The sequence below is a fragment of the Fundidesulfovibrio magnetotacticus genome (assembly GCF_013019105.1).
Classification (GTDB): Bacteria; Desulfobacterota; Desulfovibrionia; order Desulfovibrionales; family Desulfovibrionaceae; genus Fundidesulfovibrio; species Fundidesulfovibrio magnetotacticus.
On the sequence record NZ_BLTE01000004.1, the window covers coordinates 140,741 to 161,973 of the forward strand.

The following is a 21,233-nucleotide window of genomic DNA, read 5'->3' on the forward strand; positions in this document are numbered from 1 at the left end:
CGGTTCACGGCGCGCAGCCCTTGGCGGGCCTCGCGCCGGGGGGAGCTTCGCCTCAGAGCACGCGCCTGTAGATGGCCTCGGCGTCCTGGGCCTGGAGCTGGCGGGGGTTGTTGGCCAGCAGCCTGGTGACCTTCATGACGCCTTTGGCCAGGTCCGGGATGTTCTCGTCCCGGACGCCGAAGCCTGAGAGCCTCGCGGGCACGCGCAGGTCCTGCGTGAGCACGCGCAGGGCCTCCACGGCCTTGAGCGCGGCCTCGCGCTGGGAGAGCCCCACCACGTTTTCTCCCAGCACCCCGGCCAAGTATGCGAACTTGGGGAGGTTGCCCAGCATGTTGAACTCCATCACCGGCACGAGCATGATGCTGTTCGCCACGCCGTGGGGGATGTGGTATTCCGCGCCGATGGGGTAGGCGAAGGCGTGCACGGCGGTGACCCCCGCGTTGGCGAAGGCCATGCCCGCGAGCATGCTGCCCTCCATCATGTCGGAGCGGGCCTTGATGTCCGCGCCGTTGGCGTAGGCGGTGCGGATGTTGCCGTGGACCAGCCGGATGGCCTGCAGGGCCAGCATGTCGGTGACGGGCGTGGCGTTGCGGGAGGTGTAGGCCTCCACGGCGTGGATGAGCGCGTCCATGCCCGTGGCCGCCGTGATGTGCGGGGGCAGGCCCAGCGTGAGCTCCGGGTCGAGGAGGGCCACGCTGGGGAAAAGGTGCGGGCTCACGATGCCCTTTTTGAGCTTCTCGTGGTGGTCGGAGAGGATGGCGATGGGCGTCACCTCGCTGCCCGTTCCCGCCGTGGTGGGGATGAGCATCAGCTTGAGGCCGGGCTTGGGCACCAGGTCGATGCCGAACAGGGAGGAAACCTCGCCCGGATTGGTGGCCAGGATGGAGGCCACCTTGGCCACGTCCTGGGCCGAGCCCCCGCCGATGCCCACGATGGCGTCGGCCCGGAAGGCCCTGAGGCTCTCGCCGGCCCGCACGGCCGTTTCGTAGGAGGGGTCGGCCTCCACGTCCGCGAAGCGCTCGCAGGCGATCCTGGCCTTCCTGAACTGCTCCTCCAGCCTGTCCACCATGCCCGTTCCCGCGAGGCCGGGGTCCGTGACCACCAGCACCCGTTTGCCGCCCATCCCGCGTACTTCCTCGGCAGCCCGCGCCAAGGCCCCCGCGCCCATGACGATGCGGCGCGTCGTCTGAAAGATCGAACCGGTTCCCATTGTGGCACCCCAGTTTGGTTTGGCCCCGCTTCAGGCGGGCACGCTTCACCCTCGGGCCGCCGCCGGGCGGGCTCGCGGGCTGACCCCGCGCCCCCCTGGGCGGCTTCGGCCGCGCACGGCCGTCCTCGATCCGGCCTTCCCGCTACACGGCCAGGTAGCGGCTCTGGACCGCCTCGTCGGAGCGGAAGGCCTCCACCGTGCCGGTGTAGACGGAGCGTCCCTTGTCCATCACCGCCACGCGGTCGGACACGGCCAGGGCGAAGCGGATGTTCTGCTCCGAAAGCAGGATGGTGGTGCCCTCGCGCTTGAGCCGCAGCACCAGCTCCTTGAGTTCGCCCACGATCACCGGCGAGAGGCCCTCGGTGGGCTCGTCCAGGATGAGCACCTCCGGGTTGCCCATGAGCGCGCGGCCGATGGTGAGCATCTGCTGCTCGCCGCCCGAGAGCGAGCCGCCCATGCGCTCCAGCATGCGGGCCAGGGTGGGGAAGCACTCCAGCACGGTCTTCAGGTTCCAGCGGCCCTTGCGCTCGGCGATGACGCCCATCTCCAGGTTCTCGCGCACGGTGAACGGCCCCAGGATGCGCCGGTCCTCCGGCACGAAGCCCAGGCCCAGCCGGGCCATCCTGTAGGGCGGCAGCCCCGAGCAGTTGCGGCCAAGGAACTCCACCCGGCCCGACTTGGGCGGGGAGAGGTTCATGAGCGAGCGGAACGTGGTGGTCTTGCCCGCGCCGTTGCGGCCCACCAGGCAGACGGTCTCCCCCTGGCGGACCTCCAGGCCCATGTCGAAGAGGATGTGGCTGCGGCCGTAGTAGGTGTTGAGGCCGCCTGCGGACAGAATGGTGTTCATGCGACCTCCTCGCCCAGGTAGGCGGTGATCACTTCGGGGTTCTTGCGGATCTCCTCGGGCGTTCCCTCGGCCAGGAGCCTGCCGCTCTGGAGCACCCGCACGGTCTGGGCCAGGCCGAAGACCGTGTCCATGTCGTGCTCGATGAAGAGGAGCGTCAGGTTGAAGTCCCGCCAGAGCTTGCGCACCAGCTCGCGGGTGAGGTGGCGCTCCTCGGGGGACATGCCGGAGGTGGGCTCGTCGAGCATGAGCAGTTCCGGCTCCAGGGCCAGGGCGATGCCGATGTCCAGGAGCTTCTGGTCGCCGTGGGCCAGCTCGTGGGCCTGGCGCGCGGCGTGCCGGGCCAGGCCCAGGCTCTCCAGGATCTCCATGGCCCGCGCGGTGGCCCGTTTGAAGTCCGTCACGGGGCGAAGCGGCCTGCGGGTCTGGTCGAGCTTGGAGAGGCAGGCCACGCGGATGTTGTCCAGCACGGTCTCCCCGAGGAACAGCGAGGACACCTGGAAGGCCCGGCCCACGCCCAGGGCCACCACCTGCTGGGTGGTCATGCCCGCCACGTCCCGGCCCTTGAAGAGGATGCGGCCGCTGTCCGGCTTGAGATGGCCGGTGATCTGGTTGAAGAGGGTGGTCTTGCCCGCGCCGTTGGGCCCGATGACCACCGAGATCTCGCCGGGCATGACCTTGAAACTCACGTCGTCGGTCACCCTGAGCCCGCCGAAGGCCTTGGAGAGGCCGTCCAGTTCCAGGAGGGGGGTGTCTGCTGCCATGTCAGCTCCTCCCGTCCCGGGCCGGCCGGGCGCCGCTGCCGGCGAACCGGGCCTTGAGGCGGTCGATGCCGCCCATGAGCCCGTGGGGAAGGCCCAGCACCATGCCCAGCATGACCAGGCCGATGATCAGCGACCAGTATTCCGTGAAGGCCCCCACCACGTCCTCGATGACGATGATCACCGCGGCCCCGAGGAACGGGCCGAAGAACTGGCCGATGCCCCCCAGGATGGACATGAGGATCACATGGCCGGAGGTGGTCCAGTAGAACATGTCCGTGTGGATGGAGTAGTCCACGCCGCTCATCAGGCCGCCCGCAAGGGCGGTGAAGAGCGAGGAGATCATGTAGATGCGCTGCTGGTTGCGGCGCACCCGCCTGCCCAGGAAGCGCACCCGCTCCGGGTTCTGGCGCACGCAGCGCAGGATGAGCCCCATGGGGGAGGCGTTGAGCCGCCCCATGAACCACAGGGACGCGCCCACCAGGGCCAGCAGCAGGTAGTAGTAGACCACCTTGTTGGCGAAGATGCCCGGCGGGATGATGTTCTGCACGCCGTCGTCTCCGCCGGTGAAGGAGTACCACTTGAACATCACCTGCCAGCCCAGCTGCCCGAAGGCCAGGGTGAGCATGGTGAAGAACACCCCGCTGACGCGGATGATCAGGTGCCCCAGGAGCCAGGCGAACAGCGCGGCCAGCACGATGCCCAGGAGCATGCCCGGGAAGAACCAGGCGGCGCCCAGGTACTTCACGCAGAGCCCCACGCTGTAGGCGCCCATGCCGTAGTAGAGGGCCTGGCCGAAGGAGAGCATGCCCGTCACGCCGAAGAGCATGTTGAAGGACACCGCGAACAATCCCCAGACCAGCACGTGGGCGGCCAGGAGCATCTGGTAGTTGGTGGTTTTCAGCACGGGGACCAGGGCGAAGACCGCCAGCCCGATCAAAAGGACGAGGGTGGTGTTGGAGAGGGACTTGCCGCCCATGTCAGACCCTCCTGACCTTGCGGGGGGCGAAAAGGCCCTCGGGCTTGAAGAGCAACGTCAGGGCCATGACCAGGTAGCTGAACAGGGTGGCCCACTTGGGCACGAACACCACCGCGAAGGAGTTCACTTCGCCCAGGAGCAGCGCGGCCAGCCAGGCCCCCCAGAAGTTGCCCAGCCCCCCAAGCACCACCACGATGAGCGAATCGATGATCACCTCGATGCCCGCTCCGGGAGTCACCGAGCGCAGCGGGGCGGCCAGCACGCCGGTCATGCCCGCCAGGGCCGTGGCGATGCCGAACACCAGGGTCATGGTCATGGGCACGTTGACGCCCAGCACGGCGAGCATCTCCCTGTCCAGGGCCGAGGCCCGGGCGATGCGCCCGGCCCGGGTCCGGTTGAGGAACCACCAGGCCGCCACCACCACCGCCAGGCCGATGAGGATGACCGCCACGTTGTAGCGGGGGATGACGATGCCGGAGAAGGAGAAGGCCCCCTGCAGGACCGCGGGCTTGGCCAGGGATTTGTACTCCGTGCCCCAGACGAGCTTCACCAGGTCGTCGATGATGAGGATGAAGGAGTAGGTCAGCAGGATCTGGAAGCCCCCCTCGTCGGCGCGGCCGTAGATGCGCCGGAGGAAGAGGAACTCGGCCAGCATGCCCAGGACGCCCGCGAAGATTCCCCCCGCCACGAGGCTCAGCCAGAAGCTCTGGCCCCACACCGAGGAGAGCTGGTAGCCCGCGTACGCCCCCAGCATGAAGAAGGAGCCGTGGGCGAAGTTGAAGACCTTCCCGACCCCGAAGATGAGCGTGAGGCCGCTGGCGATCAGGAACAGGAAGGTCGCCATGGTCAGGCCGCTCAAGAGCTGCACGACGAAAAATGACAAATCCATTCGCCACTCCCTGTGGTTGCGAGTGCGAGGCGGGCGCGGGCGCGCCCGCCTCCGGGCCGGTCGTGGTTACTTTTTCTTTTCGATCCATTCCTTGGGGGGCAGCAGGTCCTCGGCCTTGTAGATCTTCCAGTTGCCCAGCATGCGCGTGGCGGGGGGGTAGTCCGTGTTGGGCATGGTCACGCCGATGGCCTGCACCTGCACCATCTGGTGCGAGGCGGGGTCGATGTAGGAGACGAACCCTTCGGGGTCCTCGGGCTCCTGGAACTTCATGCCCTCGAGAGCCTTGACCAGGGCGTCGCTGTCGTTGGGGTTGCCGACCTTCTTGACCGCCTCGGCGATGGCGTACACGCCCACGTAGGCGCCCTCGGCCGAATAGGTGGGGTAGCGGCCGGTCTTCTTGTGAAACTTGGCCACGTAGTCCTTGTTCATGGCGGTGTCGGGCCAGTTGTTGTGGTGCCTGGCCGAGAGCACCAAGCCCAGGGGCAGGCTGTCGCCCATGGCGCTCAGGAGTTCGTAGTTGCCGCCCGCGTCGGGGTGGAAATAGAGCGACTTCTCGAACAGGCCGTAGGGGGCTGCCTGCTTGATGAAGGCCACCGTGTCGCCGCCCCAGAAGCCGCTGACCACGATGTCCGGCTTGGCCTGCATGATGGAGGTGATGTAGGACGTGTAGTCGGCCTCGAAGAGCTTGGGCCAGAACTCGCCGACCATCTGGTATTTCACGCCGAAGCGGTCCAGGTTGAACTTGAGCTCCTCGATCTGGGCGTGGCCGTAGGCGTAGTCGGGGCCGATGTAGGCGATGGTCTTCCAGGGCTTGGTCTGGGCGAGCTCCTTCAGGTAGAGCGCGCCCGCGGCCATGGACTGGAAGGTGTTGTTGGCCACGCGGAAGTAGTAGGGCTGGAGGTTCTGGGCGGTCAGCTCGGTGGCGGCGTGGTCGGTGCCGATGAAGATCTTCTTCTCCTGCTTGGAAACCTCCGTGAGGGCCAGGCCCACGGCGGAACTGACCACGCCGAAGAGGAAATTCACCTTGTCGTCGGAGATGTAGCGCTTGGCCACGGTCACGGCGTAGTCGGGCTTGGACTTGTCGTCGGTGTTGATGAGCTGGAGCTTGTAGCCGGCCGCGCCGCCCTTGGCGTTGATCTCCTCAATGGCCATTTCGGCGGCCGCCACGGAGTCCATGCCGTAGATGCCGGCCCGCCCGCTCATGGGGTAGAGCGCCCCGATCTTGACGACTTTCTCCTGCGCGAAAGCGGACGCGTGCATCCCTGTCAGGAACAACAGCAAACAGAGAGAACAAATGCGTTTGAGCGATGCCATCCGACATTCCTCCTGTTGGGTGTTTGGCTGATTCTCAAGTCCGATCCGGCACGCGACCGGATGCTGTCGCGCTACGAGACGAACCTCCCTCCGGTCTGGTTCGCGCGCGGGCCGTGCGCGGGGGTTCCGGGCCGTCCGCCGGGTGTCCGGCCAAGGGGGCGGCGGCTGCGCGCTGCGCGGGGGCTCTGGGCGCCCGAGGGCTCCGTGGTGCGGGTGGGGCGGCTACTCATGCCCTCCCTGCCGGGAATGGCGGCAAAGCGCATGCTCCGTGCCTGAATGGCGTCTCGTCTCTTGGTGTGTCGCAAAAGCACGGTCCTTGTCTTCATGGAATCAACCAGGCGACAGACTCAACGGCACAAAGAATGCTGAACGTGCGACGGAACAGAAAAGGCAACGATCCGTTGCCGTTCATGCCGGGCGTGATGCGTACGACGTGCGACGGCCACCGTCGATCCGCCCCCCCGCAGAAGGGGGACCTTCAGTGGCTGAAAACCATACTAGCCAAAAGCATGCCAGAAACAACAGGGGCCATGGAGCGAGGCGGAGGGCCGACTGCCGCGCGCGGCGGGAGGCGACGGGCGGTGCGGATCTGCGAACGATGTCGCCACTGGCTGTTTGAACGTGCTGTAATATCAATCATTCGCATCGTTGCGACAGAATCAATTCCGCGACAAGGGCGGACGCGCCCCGAGGGGGCGGTCCTTCGTGAGGCCGTATTTGGCGGCCTTCCGGTAGGCCGTGGCCTTGTCGATGCCCAGTTCCTGGGCCACCCGCTGCCAGTTGCCGTGTTTCCCGAAGGCCTTTTCCAGCAGGTAGGCCTCCACCTCGGCCACGGCCTCGGCCATGCGGGAACCTTTCCGGGGGATGTAGGCCGAACTGCGGATGTGGGCGGGCAGGTGCTCCTCGGTGATTTCGTTGTCCGCCGTGGTCACCAGCAGGCGTTCGATCAGGTTCTCCAGCTCGCGCACGTTGCCCGGCCAGGGATAGCGGGCCAGGGTGTCCACGGCGGTGGGGAGCATGGTCTTGCGCAGGCCGAAGCGCTTGTTGAACTTGTTCATGAAGTGCATCGCCAGCAGCGGGATGTCCTCCGGGCGTTCGCGCAGGTAGGGCAGGTGGATGGGCACCACCATGAGCCTGTAGAAGAGGTCGCGCCGGAATTCGCGGCGTTCCGCCATCTTCTGGATGTCGCGGTGGGTGGCGCCGATGATGCGCACGTTCACCCGCACCGGCCTAGTGCCGCCCAGGCGCATGATCTGCTTCTCCTGGATGGCGCGCAGCAGCTTGGCCTGGAGCACCATGGGCATGTCGCCCACCTCGTCCAGGAAGAGCGTGCCGTTGTTGGCCAGCTCGAAGAGGCCGGGTTTGCCCTCCCGGCGAGCGCCGGTGAAGGCGCCGCCCTCGTAGCCGAAGAGTTCGGACTCCAGCAGGTGGTCGGGCAGGGCCGCGCAGTTGATGGTGATGAAGGGTTGGGCGGCTCCCTTGCCTTTCTTGTGGATCAGCTTGGCGATGAGTTCCTTGCCCGTGCCCGAATCGCCGGTGATGAGCACAGTGGAGTCCACGTAGGCCACCTTGGTGGCCGTGACCAGGGCCTGGGCCATGGCGCGGCTGCGGAACACGATGTCCCCGGCCTCGATCTGCAGGGAGCGCAGGTAGGAGATTTCGGATTCGTACTGCCTGGTCTTCTCGCGGGTTTTTTCCAGTTGGTCGCGCAGGCTGATGAGTTCGGTGATGTCGCGCACGTTGGTGACCACGCGGTAGAGCTTGCCCGCGTCGTCGAACACGGGGTTGCCCGTCACCAGCAGGGTGCGCTCGCCCTTGATGGTCTGGTTGATGGTGGCGGGCATGCCCGTCTCCATCACCAGCAGGGTGACGGAGCGGTCGTAGTATTGCTCCTCCACCAGCTGGCGCATGTTCTTGCCCAGCACCTCGTCGGCGCTGATGCCCGTCATGCGCTGGTAGGCCTCGTTCAGGAGCAGGACGTTGCCGGCGCCGTCGGTGATGAACATGCCGTCGTAGGATGAGTTGATGATGGAGCTCAACTCCTTGATGTGGTCGCGCACGTAGTGCAGCTCGCAGGAGGTGCGCTCCAGGATGGAGATGTCCTGGAAGACGCTGATGGCCCCCGTGCGCACGCCGTTCTCCAAAAGCGGCGAGTGGTTGGCCATGAGCACCGCCCCCTGGAGGGCCAGCATCTGGCCGCACACGGGCATGCCGGTGGCCAGGACGTGGGGGGCCTGCGAATGGGGCAGCACCTCGGAGACGTGCCTGCCCGTCACCTCGCGGTCGGCGAGGTCCAGGGAGGAGGCCGCGTGGCTGTTGATGAAGGTGACGACGCCCATGGCGTCCACGGCCATGAGCCCGATGTGGGCCGCGTCGAGGATCGTCGAGAACAGGGCCGCATGGCGGACGGTAGGATCGGACACGCTCACTCCCCATGGGTAGCAACACCTGGACGGTCAACGCCACGGCTGGGAACTGCACCGGTATCGAATCGGAAACGAGCTTACCGGCAGAACGGGGGTGAGTAAAGCGGCCCGACCGAAACGGCGGGTGCGCCGATGGAATCAGTCGCGGAAGGCCAGGCGGACCACTTCCTCGGGGCCGTGCAGGGCGTTCACGGCGTCGGCGCGCTCGAAACCCAGGCGCGAGCCCAGGTGGACCAGCACGTAGTCCGCGCCGAGGCCAAGGCCGGGGGCGAGCCTCCCGGCCAGGGCCCGGCAGCGCGCCTGGGCCGCGCCGCTGGCCGGCCAGTCCGAGTCGGAGAGAAAGCCGATCACGTGCTCGGGGCGCACGTCGTCCGCGGTCATCGTGAGGCCCGAGCCCGACAGGGAGAGATAGTGGTTCACCACGGCCAGGGGACGCACCCCTCCGGCCAGGGTCACGTCGTCGAGGCCGTGCATGGCGGCCACGGCCAGCAGGAGTTCTCGGTCGGCGTTGCGGGCCGTGAGTTCCCGGAGCACCCAGGAGTGGTGGTCCTCATTCCTTCCGATGAACGGGTCCTCCGATTTCTCCAGCTCGAAGCGCTCGTTGAAGCGGTAGACGAAACGCTTCATGGCGTCGTGCAGCAGGATGGCGGCGTAGACGAGTCCGGGCCTGGCGGGCAGCCCCCGGGAGGCGTGGACCTTGAGCAGGGCTTTGGCGTTCTCCAGGTCCTGGAGCACGTGGAGCGCCAGGCCGCCCACGTGGGCGTGGTGCGCGCCCGAGCCCGGGCAGGCCTCGAAGGGCATGGGGGTAAACCAGGGATGGGCGTAGGCGGTGGCGGGGCCGTCGAGGCGCATGAACTCCTCGGCGAGGTCGCGCCAGCGGGGCTCGTCCACGGCCGGAAGGAACTCCTCGCGGATGCGGCGTGCGGCCGGCACGCCCAGGAAGCCGGACAACTCCCGGACGGAAAGGGGAAGCGCGGGGCGGCCGCTCATTTGATGCCTGCCCGCATGAACGACTGCACGAACTGCCGCTGGAAGAGGAGGAAACCGAGCAGCAGCGGCCCGCTGGTCATGAGGGTGGCCGCGGTGATCACCGCCCAGTCGACGCCCTGTTCGGTGGAGGAGAACACCTGGAGCCCCACGGTGAGAGGCCGCGAGTGCACGGTGTTGGTGACGATGAGCGGCCACAGGAAGTTGTTCCAGTGGTAGCTCACCGAGACCAGGGCGTACGCCAGGTAGACCGGCCTCCCCAGGGGGACGTACACGTGCCAGAGGATCTGCAGGACGCCCGCGCCCTCCACGGCCGCCGCGTCGTCGAGCTCCTTGGGCACGGTCTTGAAGGTCTGGCGCAGGAGAAAGATGCCGAAGGCCGAGGCCATGTAGGGCAGCCCGATGGAGAGGGTGGAGTCCAGGATGCCGATCCTGGCCATGGTCTGGTAGTTTTCCACCACCAGCACGTCCGGCATGATCATGAGCTGCATGAGCACCAGGGCGAAGGCGAGCGTCTTGAAGCGGAAGTCGTACTTGGCGAAGGCGTAGGCCGCCAGCGTGCAGAGCACCAACTGCACGGCCAGCACAATGGTCACCAGCAGGACGGTGTTCACGAAATACTTGGCGAAGGGCGCGGCGGCCCAGGCCTTGGCGAAGTTCTCGAGCGTCAGGGGCGCGAGCAGGTGGAAGCGCGTGGAGAACTCGGGGGAGTGGAACGCCGTCCAGACAGCGTAGAGCAAGGGCAGCGCCCAGAGCAGGGCGAGGGTCCACGCGGCCGCGGTGTCCAGCAGGCGCGCTCCGCCGCGGTCGTAGGGATTTGCCGCGTTCATCTGTAGTGGACCTTCTTTTCGAGAACCCCGAACTGAAGGATGGACGCCAGCCCGAGAAAGAGCAGGAGCACGAGGGTGAGCGTGGCCCCGTAGCCGGTGTCCCAGAATTTGAAGCTCACTTCATAGATGTAGTAGAGCAGCAGGGAGCTTGCGTTGTTGGGTCCCCCCTGGGTCAGCACGAAGAGGTGGTCCACCATGCGGAAGGCGTTGATGGTGGCGTTCACCAGGACGAAGAGCGTGGTGGGCATGATGAGCGGTATGGCCACCCTGCGGTAGTAGGTGAAGCGCGAGGCCCCCTCCACCATGGCCGCCTCGCCCAGGGAGGGCGGAATCTGCTGCAGGGCCGCCAGATAGAAGATCATGAAGAATCCCGCATCCTTCCATACGGCCACGGCGATGACGCAGTAGAGGGCCGTGCTCTCGCTGCCAAGCCAGTTCACCCCCGAGAACCCCAGAAAGCGCCTGACCTGTTCCAGCAGGCCGTATTCGGGGGTGTAGAAAAAGAGCCAGATGTTGGCCACGGCGATCATGGGCAGCACGGTGGGCACGAAGTAGCTCAGCCTCAGCCAGGCCTGGCCCGGCAGCCCCGCGTTGACCAGGAAGGCCATAGTCATGGCCAGGGCGATGGAAAGCGGGATGGTGCAGGAGGCGAAGACCAGGTTGTTCTTGAGCACCTTCCAGAAGATCTTGTCCTCGAGCAGGAAGCGGTAGTTCTCGAGGCCCACGAATTCCGGGGCGGCCCCGCCCTTTCCGGCCAGGAAGAAGCTGGAGATGAAGGTGTTCACGGCCGGATAATGGGTGAAGGCCATGATGAGGGCCACCGCCGGAAGCAGCAACAGCCATGCGTTGATGGGGTTGTTCACGGCCGGGCGAAGCGCCACGTCGTCCTCCCTTTCCGGGGTTTACCGCCGCCCGGCTGGGGCAGGCGGGACATTCAGGCCGGACCGGGCGCAAGGGCCGCCCGGTCCGGTCGCGGGGCGAGAGATCAGCGCTTGTAGCGCCTGAGGATGCGTTCCGCCTCGGCCTGGGCCTCGTTGAGGGCCTCGGCCGGGGTCTTGGTGCCGTTGACGGCGGCCTGGATGGCGTCGTCCAGGGCCTTGGTCACGCGCTGGTTTTCATGGGTGGAGAGTTCGGCCACGGCATGTTGGAGCTGGTCGCGGGCCACGGCCGCGTAGGGGAAGGTCTGCACGTAGTCCTTCATCAGCTTGGTTTCCCAGGCGTCCGGGCGGACCGCCACGTAGCCGGTGTCGATGCCCCATTGCGCGGCGCGTTCGGCCGTGGTCATCCACTTCACGAACTGCACCGCGGCCTTGCGCTCCGCCGGGGTGGCCTTCTTGAAGATGTAGAAGTTGCCGCCCCCGGTGGGGGACCCCGGGCGCTTGTTGGCGGGGAGCATGCCCACGCCGAAATCGAACTTGGCGTTGTTGCGCACGTTCGTCAGGTTGCCGGTGGTGGTCCACATGATGGCGGTCTTGCGCTCGAAGAAGTCCTTTGGTGTGGTGGCCCAGTCGATGGTGCCCTTGGGGGAGACCTCGTACTTGCGGGAGAGGTCCACCAGGAACTGGAGCGCCTCGACGGAGGCGGGCTTGTTGAAATAGACCTCGGTGCCGGCGGGGTTCATCAGTTCGATGCCGTTCTCGATGGCCAGCGCCTGGAAGAGCCAGTAGGCGTATCCGGTGGTGGGGATGGCCACGCCCCACTGGCTCACCACGCCCGAGGCGTCTTTTTTGGTGAGCTTCTTGGCGAAGTCGAGCATTTCGGTCCAGGTCTTGGGCGGGGTGTTGGGGTCGAGCCCGGCCTCCTTGAAGGCCTCCTTGTTCCAGTACATGACGATGGTGGAACGCTGGAAGGGGATGCCCCAGGTCTTGCCGCCGGTCTGGCTGTTCTGCATGAAGCCGGGGTAGTAGTCCTTCACGAAGCCCATTTCCTGGGCGGGGAGGATTTCGTCGTAGGGGACCACGGCGTCCTCGTCGATCAGGGTGTACATGTCGGTGGAGAGGAGCACGGCCACGTGGGGCGGCTCTCCGCCCTTGAGGGCGGTGAGGGCCTTGGTGAGCGTTTCGCGGTAGATGCCCGCGTAGACCGGCGTAATCTTGATGTCCGGGTTCTCCTTCATGAACGATTCCGTCATGCCCTCGATGACCTTTGTGATGGGGCCGCCCACGGCCACCGGGAAGTAAAAGGTCAGGGACACCTTCTCGGCCAAGGCGGTGCTGGACAGCAGGAGAAGCAGCGCGAAAGCCAGGACCAGGAATTGCGGTTTCACCGTTTGTTTGAGCATGCCGTCACCTCTGGGGTTGAAGGTTGGATGCGTTGGAGTTCCCCGGGGGGAGGGCCGATGGTGCGGTATTCGATGGCGCTCAGCGCGTGCCGCGCGGGTCGCGGCCGCCGATGCGAAGCCCCGTGTCGGCGTGGAAATAGTGCGCGCGGGATTCGTCGAACCGCAGCCGCACCTCCTGGCCGGGGCCGAGACGAGACATGCCCTCCACGGCCGAGCAAACCGTCTGGTCCCCCACGCGGCAGGACACCACCGAGTTGACGCCGAGGTATTCCACGGAGAGCACGCTGGCCGACCAGTTCCCTTCGGCAGAGATTTCCAGGTGTTCCGGCCGGATGCCTAGAAAACAGTCCGGGTGGGGCGCTCCGGGCGCGGCGGCGCCGGAGGCCCCCCGCACGCCGATGCCGTCCGGGCCCGAAGCCAGCCGGACCAGATTCATGGGCGGCGTGCCGATGAAACTGGCCGCGAAGAGGCTGGCAGGGGTGGTGTAGAGTTCCTCGGGGGTGCCGTTCTGCACGATGCCCCCGCCCTGCATGAGGATGATGCGGTCGGCCATGCTCATGGCTTCGGTCTGGTCGTGGGTGACGTAGACCATGGTCATGCCCAGGGAGAGTTGCAGGGCGCGGATTTCACGGCGCATCTCCTGGCGCAGTTTGGCGTCCAGGTTGGAGAGCGGTTCGTCCATGAGGCAGACCGGGGTCTCGGCCACCAGGGCTCGCCCCAGGGCGACGCGCTGCTGTTGCCCGCCCGAGAGCGCGGCGGGCTTGCGGTCCAGGAGTTCCCCCAGGCCCAGGATCCCCACGGCGCGGTCGAGCCTGCGGGCCTGCTCGTCCCGCGGAACCTTGCGCACCTTGAGGCCGAAAAGGATGTTCTCGCGCACGTTCAGGTGCGGAAACAAGGCATAGGACTGGAAAACCATCGCCAGACGCCGCTCCGAGGGGGAGAGGCCGGTCACGTCCTTGTCCGCGATGAAGATCCTGCCGGAACTGACCGTCTCCAGCCCGGCGATGAGGCGCAGGGTGGTGGACTTGCCGCACCCTGACGGTCCGAGCAGCACCATCAGGCTCCCTTCGGGCGCCACGAAGCTCACGTCGTCGACGGCGCGAACCTGACCCCAATGACGCGAAACGCTCTCAAGCCGTATCTGCGGCAAAACGACCTCCTGGCAAGCCTGAAAAGCCGGGACGTTCAGATTCGTACAAAGTTAGCCGGATCGTCACAAAAGTTCAAGCGATTAGAACCCGGGGCCGCCCGTCGAAGAAACCTCTGCCGCGCACAACATGCGGTTAGTACACCAGCGAAGACCTGTAAGCCAGCAACTTGACGAGCGGATGGCGATGCCGGGGCAAAGCGCGCGGCGTCGCGAAAGCGGAAATTCCCGCGCGGGCGTTCCGTGCAAGGCGCGCCGCCGGGACTCCGCGCGGATGCGGCCCGGACCCGGCGCGGGGACGCAGGCCCCGCAGCGCGGCGGCGACGTGTGGCGCGCAGGGAGCGGCAGAACGAGCCGACGCGTTCCGGACGTTGCGGCGAGCGTCCGGCGGGAGGGACTGGCGGGTGCGCCGTCAGCGTCGGATGCGCGGAAGGGCATGGCCCGAATGAACAAATTGCTGTCGGACGTTCGTGATGTTCAGAGCCGCAGGCCTCACGGCCCGAGAGGGAGGGGCGTCTACGCGGGAACAGGCGCGAGGGGCAAGAGGCCGCATCGGCCTTGGCCCGGCGGGATGCCCTGCGCCGCGCGCACCGGTGTCCCACCCTCAAGAAACGGGCGGGGGCCGGTTTCACCCGGGCGCATTTCGGGATTGGGGGACAGACGGTGCAGAGCGTCCTTGCTGATTACGCTCCGTGTCGCATCATGGGGTGGCAGGCCCGACACGTTGAAATTGTCTGGTGCCCGAGGCCGGACTCGAACCGGCACGACCCTTTCGGATCAAGGGATTTTAAGTCCCTGGCGTCTACCAATTCCACCACTCGGGCACGAGGGGTCCGCCTTCCTAGCTTCCGGGCCGCCCGTACGTCAATCGCGCCCCTTGGCCCCGGGCGCGCCTGCTGGTATGACCGCGCCATGCAACACCATCGCAACCGCCTGGTCATCCTGGGGCTCGACGGCCTGCCCTTCAGCCTCGCGCGGGAACTCTGCCGCGCCGGGAAGCTCCCCAACCTTGCCCGTGTGGCGCTCTCGCCCAACGCCCGCGCGCTGCGCGCCGAATTGCCCGAGCTCTCGCCCGTCAACTGGGCCAGCCTCGTCACCGGCCGGGACCCCGGCGGTCACGGCGTCTTCGGCTTCTCGCGCATCGACCCCGCCGCCTACGCCCTCTCGCTTACAGACTCCTCCGCCATCGCCGCGCCCACGCTCTTCGAGCGCATGGGCGAGAAGGGGCTCACCTCCAAGGTGATCAACCTCCCCGGGGCCTACCCCGCCCGGCCCATCCCGGGCATGCTCGTGGCCGGATTCGTGGCGCACGATCTTCAAAAGGCCGTTCATCCCCCCTTCCTGGCCTCCATCCTGGCCGGGGAGGGCTACGTGCTCGAAGCCGACACCACGCGCGGCGCCTCCGACCCCGACTACCTTTTGGCCCAGGCCCGGGCCACGCTGCGCTCCCGCGCCAAGGCCCTGGACCTCTTCTGGCCCGACCTCGCCTGGGACCTCTTCATGCTCGTGCTCACGGAGACCGACCGCATCTTCCATTTCTTCTATCCCGCCGTGGCCGAACCCCTGCACGCCCTGCACGGGCCCTTCATGGAGTTCATGGCCGAGTGGGACCGCGTGATCGGCCTGTTCCTGGACCGCTACGACGCCCTGCCGGAGCCAAAACGCCTGGTGGTCCTGGCCGATCACGGCTTCACCGCCTGCAAGGCCGAGGTGGACCTGAACGTCTGGCTCATGCAGAAGGGCCTGCTCTCCCTGCGCGAAAAGGGCGCGGGCGAATACGACAGCTCCGTCATCGCCCCGCACCAGACCGCCGCCTTCGCCCTGGACCCGGGGCGTGTCTACATCAACTGCAAGGAGCGCTTCGCCCGGGGCGTGTTCCACCAGTACGTGGCCGACAAGCTGCGCGCCGAGATCAAGGCCGGGCTGGAGGAGCTCACCGTGGACGGGGAAAGGGTCATGGCCGCCGTGCACGATCCCCGCGCCATCTACTCCGGCCCCCTGGCGTTCAAGGCCCCGGACCTGGTCTGCGAGCCCAATCCCGGCTTCTCGCTCACGGGGAAGTTCGACCGCACGGAGCTTTCCGGCTTTTACGGCCGCGCGGGCTGCCACACCGCCGGGGACGCCTTCTTCTTCGATTCGGCCGCCAGCGCTCCGGGGCGCGTGAGCGAGGCCGGACGCCAGCTTTTCGCCCACTTCGGCCTGGAGCCCTGACCCATGCCCATCGACTTCGCCGCACGGCTCAATCCCGCCCAGCTGGAGGCCGTCACCGCCACCGAAGGCCCCGTGCTGGTCATCGCCGGGGCGGGCTCAGGCAAGACGCGCACCCTGGTCTACCGCCTGGCCCGGCTGGTGAGCCAGGGCGTGGAGCCCTCGTCGATCCTTCTGCTCACCTTCACCCGCAAGGCCGCCGCCGAGATGCTCGCCCGGGCCGAGCGCCTGCTGGGCATGGCCCTGGGCGGCGTGCAGGGCGGAACGTTCCACGCCTTCTCCTTCGCCACCCTGCGCCGCAACCCCGAGGCCTCGGGCCATGCCGGAAGCCTGACCATCATGGACCGGGGCGACGCCGAGGAGGCCCTGAGCCACGTGATCGCGGAGCTGGGCGCGGGCAAGGGCGACAAGAGCTTCCCCAAGAAGGGCTTCGTCCTGGAGCTCATCAGCAAGAGCCGCAACAAGGAGCTGCCCATCCCGGAGATCCTCTCGCGCGAGTCCTACCAGCTCCTGCCCCACGCCGCCGCCCTGGAGGAGATCGCCCGCGGCTTCGAGCGCTACAAGCGGGGCCACGGGCTGCTGGACTACGACGACATGCTCTTCACCCTGGAGCAGGCCCTCACCCGCGACGCCGCCCTCCTGGAGCGCCTGCGCGAGCGCCACCGCTACCTCATGGTGGACGAATACCAGGACACCAACCTCGTGCAGGCCCGCCTCGTGAAGCTCCTGGCCGGGGAGCGCGGCAACGTGATGGCCGTGGGCGACGACGCCCAGTCCATCTACGCCTTCCGGGGGGCCAACGTGGAGAACATCCTCTCCTTCCCGCGCATCTACCCCGGCACGCGCGTGGTGCGCCTGGAGCAGAACTACCGCTCCACCCAGCCCATCCTGGACCTCACCAACGCCGTGTTGCGCCAGGCCAAGGACCGCTTCGACAAGAACCTCTTCTCCGAACGCCTGGCCGGCCCCAAGCCCGAGGTGGTCAAGGCCTATTCCGACCAGACCCAGGCCCAGCTGGCCGTGCGCCGCATCCGGGAACTCCGGCGCGAGCACCTGCCCTGCGAGATCGCCGTGCTCTTCCGGGCGGGGTACCAGTCCTACGCGCTGGAGCTGGCCCTGAACAAGGAGGGCGTCCCCTTCCAGAAGTACGGGGGCCTGCGCTTCTCGGAGGCGGCCCACGTGAAGGACGCCGTGGCCTTCCTGCGCGTGGTGCACAACCCCCGCGACGTGGTGGCCTGGAAGCGCGTGCTCGTGCTGGTGGACAAGGTGGGCGAGAAGACGGCACTCAAGATCGCCGCGTCCGCGCGCGAGGGCGACTTCCAGGCCCTGGACGCCCAACGCCGCAAGAACCCGGGGCTCGACGCCCTGTTCTCCTTCCTGGAGGAGCTGCGCGCCGATCCCGGCGGCCCGGCCTCGCTCCTGGAGCGGGCCGTGGTCTTCTACACGCCCACGCTCACCAGGCTCCATCCCGAGGACTATCCCCGCCGCCTGGCCGGGCTCGAACAGCTCTCCCAGATCGCGGCATCCTACGCCCACCTGGAAGCCTTCCTGGCCGACCTGGCCCTGGAGAACCCCGAGGAGGAGCGCAAAGGCGTGCGCGAGGACGCCGTGGTGCTCTCCACCGTGCACTCGGCCAAGGGCCTGGAGTGGCCCGCCGTGCTCATCCTGGACCTGGTGGACGAGCGCTTCCCCTCGCGCCACGCCCTGGCCCGGCCGGAAGACCTGGAGGAGGAGCGCCGCCTGCTCTACGTGGCCTGCACCCGCGCCAAGGATTCGCTCACCCTCTACGTGCCCGGCACGGTCTACAACCGCGCGGGCGGGGGCTCGCAGCCCGCCATGCCCAGCCTCTTCGTGCGCGAGCTGCCCCGCGAGTGCTTCACCGAGCTGCGCGAGACGTTTTCCGGCGGCCTCACGCCCGCCCTCCAGGCCCAGGCGGCAGCCGAGCCCAGGCCCTCCTGGGACGCGCCTTCCTCGGGCGGCTCGCGGTTTGCCTCGCGGGGCGTCGCCGCGCGCCAGCCCCTCGCGGCCGACCCCGACGATCCGCGCGCCGAGCCGGGGGGCTCGCCCTTCGCCAGCGCCTCGGACGCGTGCGGCACGGGCGCCATGAGCTACTGCAGCCACCGCATCTTCGGCCGGGGCAAGGTTGTGGCCGTGCTGGACGGCGGCAAATGCCGGGTGAACTTCCCCGGATTCGGCCTGAAGGTGATCCTGCGGGAATACCTGGAGATGGAGCCGTGAGCGTCCGCGCCCGGCTGTTCATCCTGCTGCTTCTTCTCTCCGTGGCGCCCGTGGTGCTTCTGCGCCTGAACGCCCAGCGCGCCCGCCTGGAACTCACCGACGACCTGGTGCGCCGCTCCCAGCATACCCTGGTGACCAAGGCCAAGGCCGCGCTGCTGCTCATGGTGGAGGACCACGCCGAGATGTGGCGGCGCGAAGCCCAGCTCCTGGAGCAGACCCTTCGGCTCCAGGCCCTGGGCGTGGAGCTGGCCCTGGCTCGGGGCGAAGGTCTGGAGGACGCCTACGGCCAGGCCCTGGGCGGGCACGAGAGCCTGATCCACGGGCAGGTCACCGTGTTCGAGGACGGGCGCGTCGATGTGCCCGAGGGGGCGCAACGGCCGCCCCGGGGCTTCGACGGGCGCAAGGCCGCCTGGTACCGTCTGGCCTGGGAGCGCGGCCGCCTCGTCTGGTTCGCTCCGGTGATCGACCCTTCCAGCCGTCGTGTGGGGCTCACGGTGGCCGTGCCCGTGCGCGACGCCTCGGGCCGGGCGGTGGGGGTCACGGCGCTCACCGCGCCGCTCTCCGTGGGCGAGACGGCGCGCAGCCACGCCCAGGCCGTGTCCGGGAGCGTGAAGAGCTTCCTGGTGAACATCGCCCATCCCGAGTCCGAGGCCAGGGGGCTGCGGGTGATCGGCGAGGCCGACGCCCTGGAGCACGGCCCTCCCGAAGCAGGCCACGGCATGGGGCGGCGCATGGGCATGCTGGGCCTTGCGGCCCCGCGCTGGCTCTCCATGGACGACCCCGCCGAACTCGCGGCCGTGCTGGCCGACCTGCGCGCGGGGAAAAGCGGCGTGCGCCAGGCGGAGCTGGACACCCGCGACGTGATCTGGGCCTACGCCCCCCTGCGCACCGAGGGCTACGCCCTGGTGATGACCGCGCCCAAGCGCGACGTGGCCGCCGAGGCGCGCCAGGCGGGCGAATACATCGAGACGCGCATCGAGAACCAGTTCCGGGAGACCTTCTTCGTGGCCCTGGGTCTGCTTTTGCTGGCCACGGCGGCCTCCTGGCTGGCGGCGCGTTCGGTCTCGCGCCCCCTGGTGGACCTGGCGCGCGCGGCCAAACGCCTGGGCCGGGGCGACTTCGAGGCCCGCGTGGAGCCCTCGGGCGGCGGAGAGATCGAGGCCCTGGGCCACGCCTTCAACCGCATGATCCCCGAACTCAAGGAGAACACCCGCCTGCGCGACGCCATGGCACTGGCCCGCGAGGTGCACGACCGCTTCATCCCCGAGCGTCTGCCCGACCTGCCGGGCCTGGACCTGGCCGGCTCCAGCACGGCCTGCAACGAGGCCGGCGGCGACTTCTACGACGTGCTCCCCGACGCCCACGGCCGCCCCGGCACGGCCGCGGCCCTGCTGGGCGACGTGTCCGGCCACGGCGTGGACGCGGCCCTGCTCATGGCCACGGCCCGGGCCTTCCTGCGCCAGCGCGCCCTCCAGCCCGGCGGCCCGGCCCGGGTGGTGCGGGACGTGAACACCCTGCTGTTCGCCGACACCGACGGCTCCGGGCGCTTCCTCACGCTCTTCTACCTGGAACTGGACGCCAAGGCCCGCCGTCTGCGCTGGGTGCGCGCCGGGCACGACCCGGCCATCCTCTACCGCCGCCGCCAGGACGCCTTCGAGGACCTGGGCGGCCCCGGCATTCCCCTGGGCGTGGTGGGCGAACGCCTCTGGCCGGAGTGCGAGCGCCCCTGGCCCGAGGCGGGCGACATCCTCCTGGTGGGGTCCGACGGCATCTGGGAGACCTGCTCGCCGGATGGGGAAATGTTCGGCAAGGAGCGCGTGCGCGAGGCGATCCGCCTGCGCCGCGAGGCCCCGGCCGCCGGGATCCGCGACGGCCTGCTGGCCGATCTGGCGGCTTTCCGGGGCGAAGCCCCGGCCGAGGACGACGTGACGCTGCTCGTGATCAAGGCTGCTGAAGGAGGAGAGATATGACCACCACCGAGAAAGACGCAAAATTCCGCTTCTGCCCGCTTCTGACCACGCCCGAAGGCAAGATGCGCTTCTGCCAGGGCGCGCAGTGCATGATGTGGCGCTGGTGCGGCGAGGAGGAGGGGGCCGAGGCTCCGGGTTTCTGCGGGCTGGCCAGCGCGCCCGCGGCCCTCTCGCGCCGCCAGGCAGGCGGCTTCCTGCGCGCCGAACCCCGAAAGGAACCCGAGAACCCCTTCGGCTAGGGGCCGGGGGCATGGACAGCGCAGGCCGATGGCGCTATCCCCCTGGAAATGCCTGCACAGTGGGAGGTGACCATGCGCCTGATGCTCCGCACGCTCGCGATCGCAGTGCTCGTCCTCAACGCCTGGCAGGCCCTGGCCGCCGACCAGCTCCCCCCGCGCTTCTTGCGCCTGCGCGACCTGGCCCCGGACATCGTCCAGGAGATGCGCTACCACGGCTGGCACAACTTCCTGGGCCGCCCCGTGAAAGGCTATGAAGACCCCGAGTGCATCCTGACCATCGACGCGGCCAAGGCCCTGATCGCCGTGCACGAGGAGCTGCGCGCCTCGGGCCTGGGCGTGAAGGTCTACGACTGCTACCGCCCCCAGCGCGCCGTGAACGACTTCGTGAGCTGGAGCCAGGTCCCGGAAGATCAGATCACCAAGGACGAATTCTACCCCCGGGTGGACAAGAAGGACTTCTTCGACCTGGGCTACGTGGCCAAGAAAAGCGGCCATTCGCGCGGCTCCACCGTGGACCTGACCATCATCCCCTGGCCGCCCCGCGAGGGCGAGGCCTACACGGCGGGGCAGCGGCTCATGCCCTGCAACGCCCCCTACCCGGAGCGCTTCCGCGACAACTCCCTGGACATGGGCACGGGCTTCGACTGCATGGACGTGCTGTCGCATTCGCTCACCCCGGATATCCCCTTCGTGGCCCAGAGCAACAGGATGCTCCTGCGCAGGCTGATGGAGAACAACGGCTTCTCCCCCTACGAGCAGGAGTGGTGGCACTTCACCCTGCGCAAGGAGCCCTTCCCCGACACCTACTTCGACTTTCCCGTGACCTCCGCCAGGAAGTGATGCTTCCCGGCGGGCCTCCCCCCAACGGCACGAACCGAAGCGGCAGGCCGCCCCACGCAGGCGCGCCCGG

Annotated in this window: 17 protein-coding genes and 1 tRNA gene; 5 read left to right on the plus strand and 13 right to left on the minus strand. The window is 68.0% G+C overall.

Features of this window, described 5'->3' with window-relative positions:
- Positions 1–52: 52 nt before the first annotated feature.
- The 13 genes from NNJEOMEG_RS06315 to NNJEOMEG_RS06375 all read right to left on the minus strand — a co-directional run bounded on the left by NNJEOMEG_RS06315 (position 53) and on the right by NNJEOMEG_RS06375 (position 14,492).
- Entirely contained in the window at positions 53–1,210 is a 1,158-nt protein-coding gene (locus NNJEOMEG_RS06315) for an iron-containing alcohol dehydrogenase (protein ID WP_173082448.1), read from the minus strand.
- Between the two features lie 142 nt (positions 1,211–1,352).
- The gene (locus NNJEOMEG_RS06320) at positions 1,353–2,057 is read right to left on the minus strand and encodes an ABC transporter ATP-binding protein (RefSeq protein ID WP_173082450.1); all 705 of its coding nucleotides are present in this window, start codon (positions 2,055–2,057) and stop codon (positions 1,353–1,355) included.
- Positions 2,054–2,818, minus strand: a complete 765-nt coding sequence (locus NNJEOMEG_RS06325; protein ID WP_173082451.1) for an ABC transporter ATP-binding protein — start codon at positions 2,816–2,818, stop codon at positions 2,054–2,056. Before NNJEOMEG_RS06325 ends, NNJEOMEG_RS06320 begins: the two co-directional genes overlap by 4 nt.
- A 1-nt stretch (position 2,819) precedes the next feature.
- Positions 2,820–3,794: a branched-chain amino acid ABC transporter permease gene (locus tag NNJEOMEG_RS06330; protein ID WP_173082452.1), complete on the minus strand. Its 975-nt coding sequence runs from the start codon at positions 3,792–3,794 to the stop codon at positions 2,820–2,822.
- Position 3,795: 1 nt separating this feature from the next.
- A complete protein-coding gene (locus NNJEOMEG_RS06335; protein WP_173082453.1) occupies positions 3,796–4,683 on the minus strand; it encodes a branched-chain amino acid ABC transporter permease in 888 nt (295 codons plus the stop codon).
- 66 nt (positions 4,684–4,749) lie between these two features.
- The gene (locus NNJEOMEG_RS06340) at positions 4,750–5,943 is read right to left on the minus strand and encodes an ABC transporter substrate-binding protein (RefSeq protein WP_217270485.1); all 1,194 of its coding nucleotides are present in this window, start codon (positions 5,941–5,943) and stop codon (positions 4,750–4,752) included.
- A gap of 713 nt (positions 5,944–6,656) precedes the next feature.
- Positions 6,657–8,420, minus strand: a complete 1,764-nt coding sequence (locus tag NNJEOMEG_RS06345; RefSeq protein ID WP_217270486.1) for a sigma 54-interacting transcriptional regulator — start codon at positions 8,418–8,420, stop codon at positions 6,657–6,659.
- A 141-nt stretch (positions 8,421–8,561) separates the two neighbouring features.
- On the minus strand, positions 8,562–9,413 hold the full coding sequence (locus NNJEOMEG_RS06350; RefSeq protein WP_173082455.1) for a hypothetical protein: 852 nt from the start codon (positions 9,411–9,413) through the stop codon (positions 8,562–8,564).
- Positions 9,410–10,240 carry a carbohydrate ABC transporter permease gene (locus NNJEOMEG_RS06355; RefSeq protein ID WP_173082456.1) on the minus strand — a complete coding sequence of 277 codons (831 nt, stop codon included), beginning with the start codon at positions 10,238–10,240 and terminating at the stop codon, positions 9,410–9,412. The genes NNJEOMEG_RS06350 and NNJEOMEG_RS06355 overlap by 4 nt, the downstream gene beginning before the upstream one ends.
- Positions 10,237–11,049 (minus strand): carbohydrate ABC transporter permease, encoded by an 813-nt coding sequence (locus NNJEOMEG_RS06360; RefSeq protein ID WP_173082605.1) that lies wholly within the window; start codon positions 11,047–11,049, stop codon positions 10,237–10,239. The genes NNJEOMEG_RS06355 and NNJEOMEG_RS06360 overlap by 4 nt, the downstream gene beginning before the upstream one ends.
- A 176-nt stretch (positions 11,050–11,225) precedes the next feature.
- Positions 11,226–12,521 carry an ABC transporter substrate-binding protein gene (locus NNJEOMEG_RS06365; protein ID WP_173082458.1) on the minus strand — a complete coding sequence of 432 codons (1,296 nt, stop codon included), beginning with the start codon at positions 12,519–12,521 and terminating at the stop codon, positions 11,226–11,228.
- Positions 12,522–12,600: 79 nt separating this feature from the next.
- Positions 12,601–13,671: an ABC transporter ATP-binding protein gene (locus NNJEOMEG_RS06370; RefSeq protein WP_173082460.1), complete on the minus strand. Its 1,071-nt coding sequence runs from the start codon at positions 13,669–13,671 to the stop codon at positions 12,601–12,603.
- Between the two features lie 732 nt (positions 13,672–14,403).
- A tRNA-Leu gene (locus tag NNJEOMEG_RS06375) sits at positions 14,404–14,492 on the minus strand.
- Between the two features lie 88 nt (positions 14,493–14,580).
- On the opposite strand from NNJEOMEG_RS06375, the gene NNJEOMEG_RS06380 reads away from it, so the two are divergent.
- From NNJEOMEG_RS06380 to NNJEOMEG_RS06400, 5 genes are all read left to right on the plus strand, one after another.
- Positions 14,581–15,879 (plus strand): alkaline phosphatase family protein, encoded by a 1,299-nt coding sequence (locus tag NNJEOMEG_RS06380; protein ID WP_173082468.1) that lies wholly within the window; start codon positions 14,581–14,583, stop codon positions 15,877–15,879.
- A 3-nt stretch (positions 15,880–15,882) separates the two neighbouring features.
- Complete coding sequence (locus NNJEOMEG_RS06385) at positions 15,883–18,114, plus strand: ATP-dependent helicase (protein ID WP_173082470.1); 2,232 nt, start codon at positions 15,883–15,885, stop codon at positions 18,112–18,114.
- Positions 18,111–20,084 carry a SpoIIE family protein phosphatase gene (locus NNJEOMEG_RS06390; protein ID WP_173082472.1) on the plus strand — a complete coding sequence of 658 codons (1,974 nt, stop codon included), beginning with the start codon at positions 18,111–18,113 and terminating at the stop codon, positions 20,082–20,084. The genes NNJEOMEG_RS06385 and NNJEOMEG_RS06390 overlap by 4 nt, the downstream gene beginning before the upstream one ends.
- Positions 20,081–20,323: a hypothetical protein gene (locus tag NNJEOMEG_RS06395; RefSeq protein WP_173082474.1), complete on the plus strand. Its 243-nt coding sequence runs from the start codon at positions 20,081–20,083 to the stop codon at positions 20,321–20,323. The genes NNJEOMEG_RS06390 and NNJEOMEG_RS06395 overlap by 4 nt, the downstream gene beginning before the upstream one ends.
- 72 nt (positions 20,324–20,395) lie before the next feature.
- On the plus strand, positions 20,396–21,163 hold the full coding sequence (locus NNJEOMEG_RS06400) for a M15 family metallopeptidase (protein WP_217270487.1): 768 nt from the start codon (positions 20,396–20,398) through the stop codon (positions 21,161–21,163).
- The last annotated feature ends 70 nt before the right edge of the window (positions 21,164–21,233 follow it).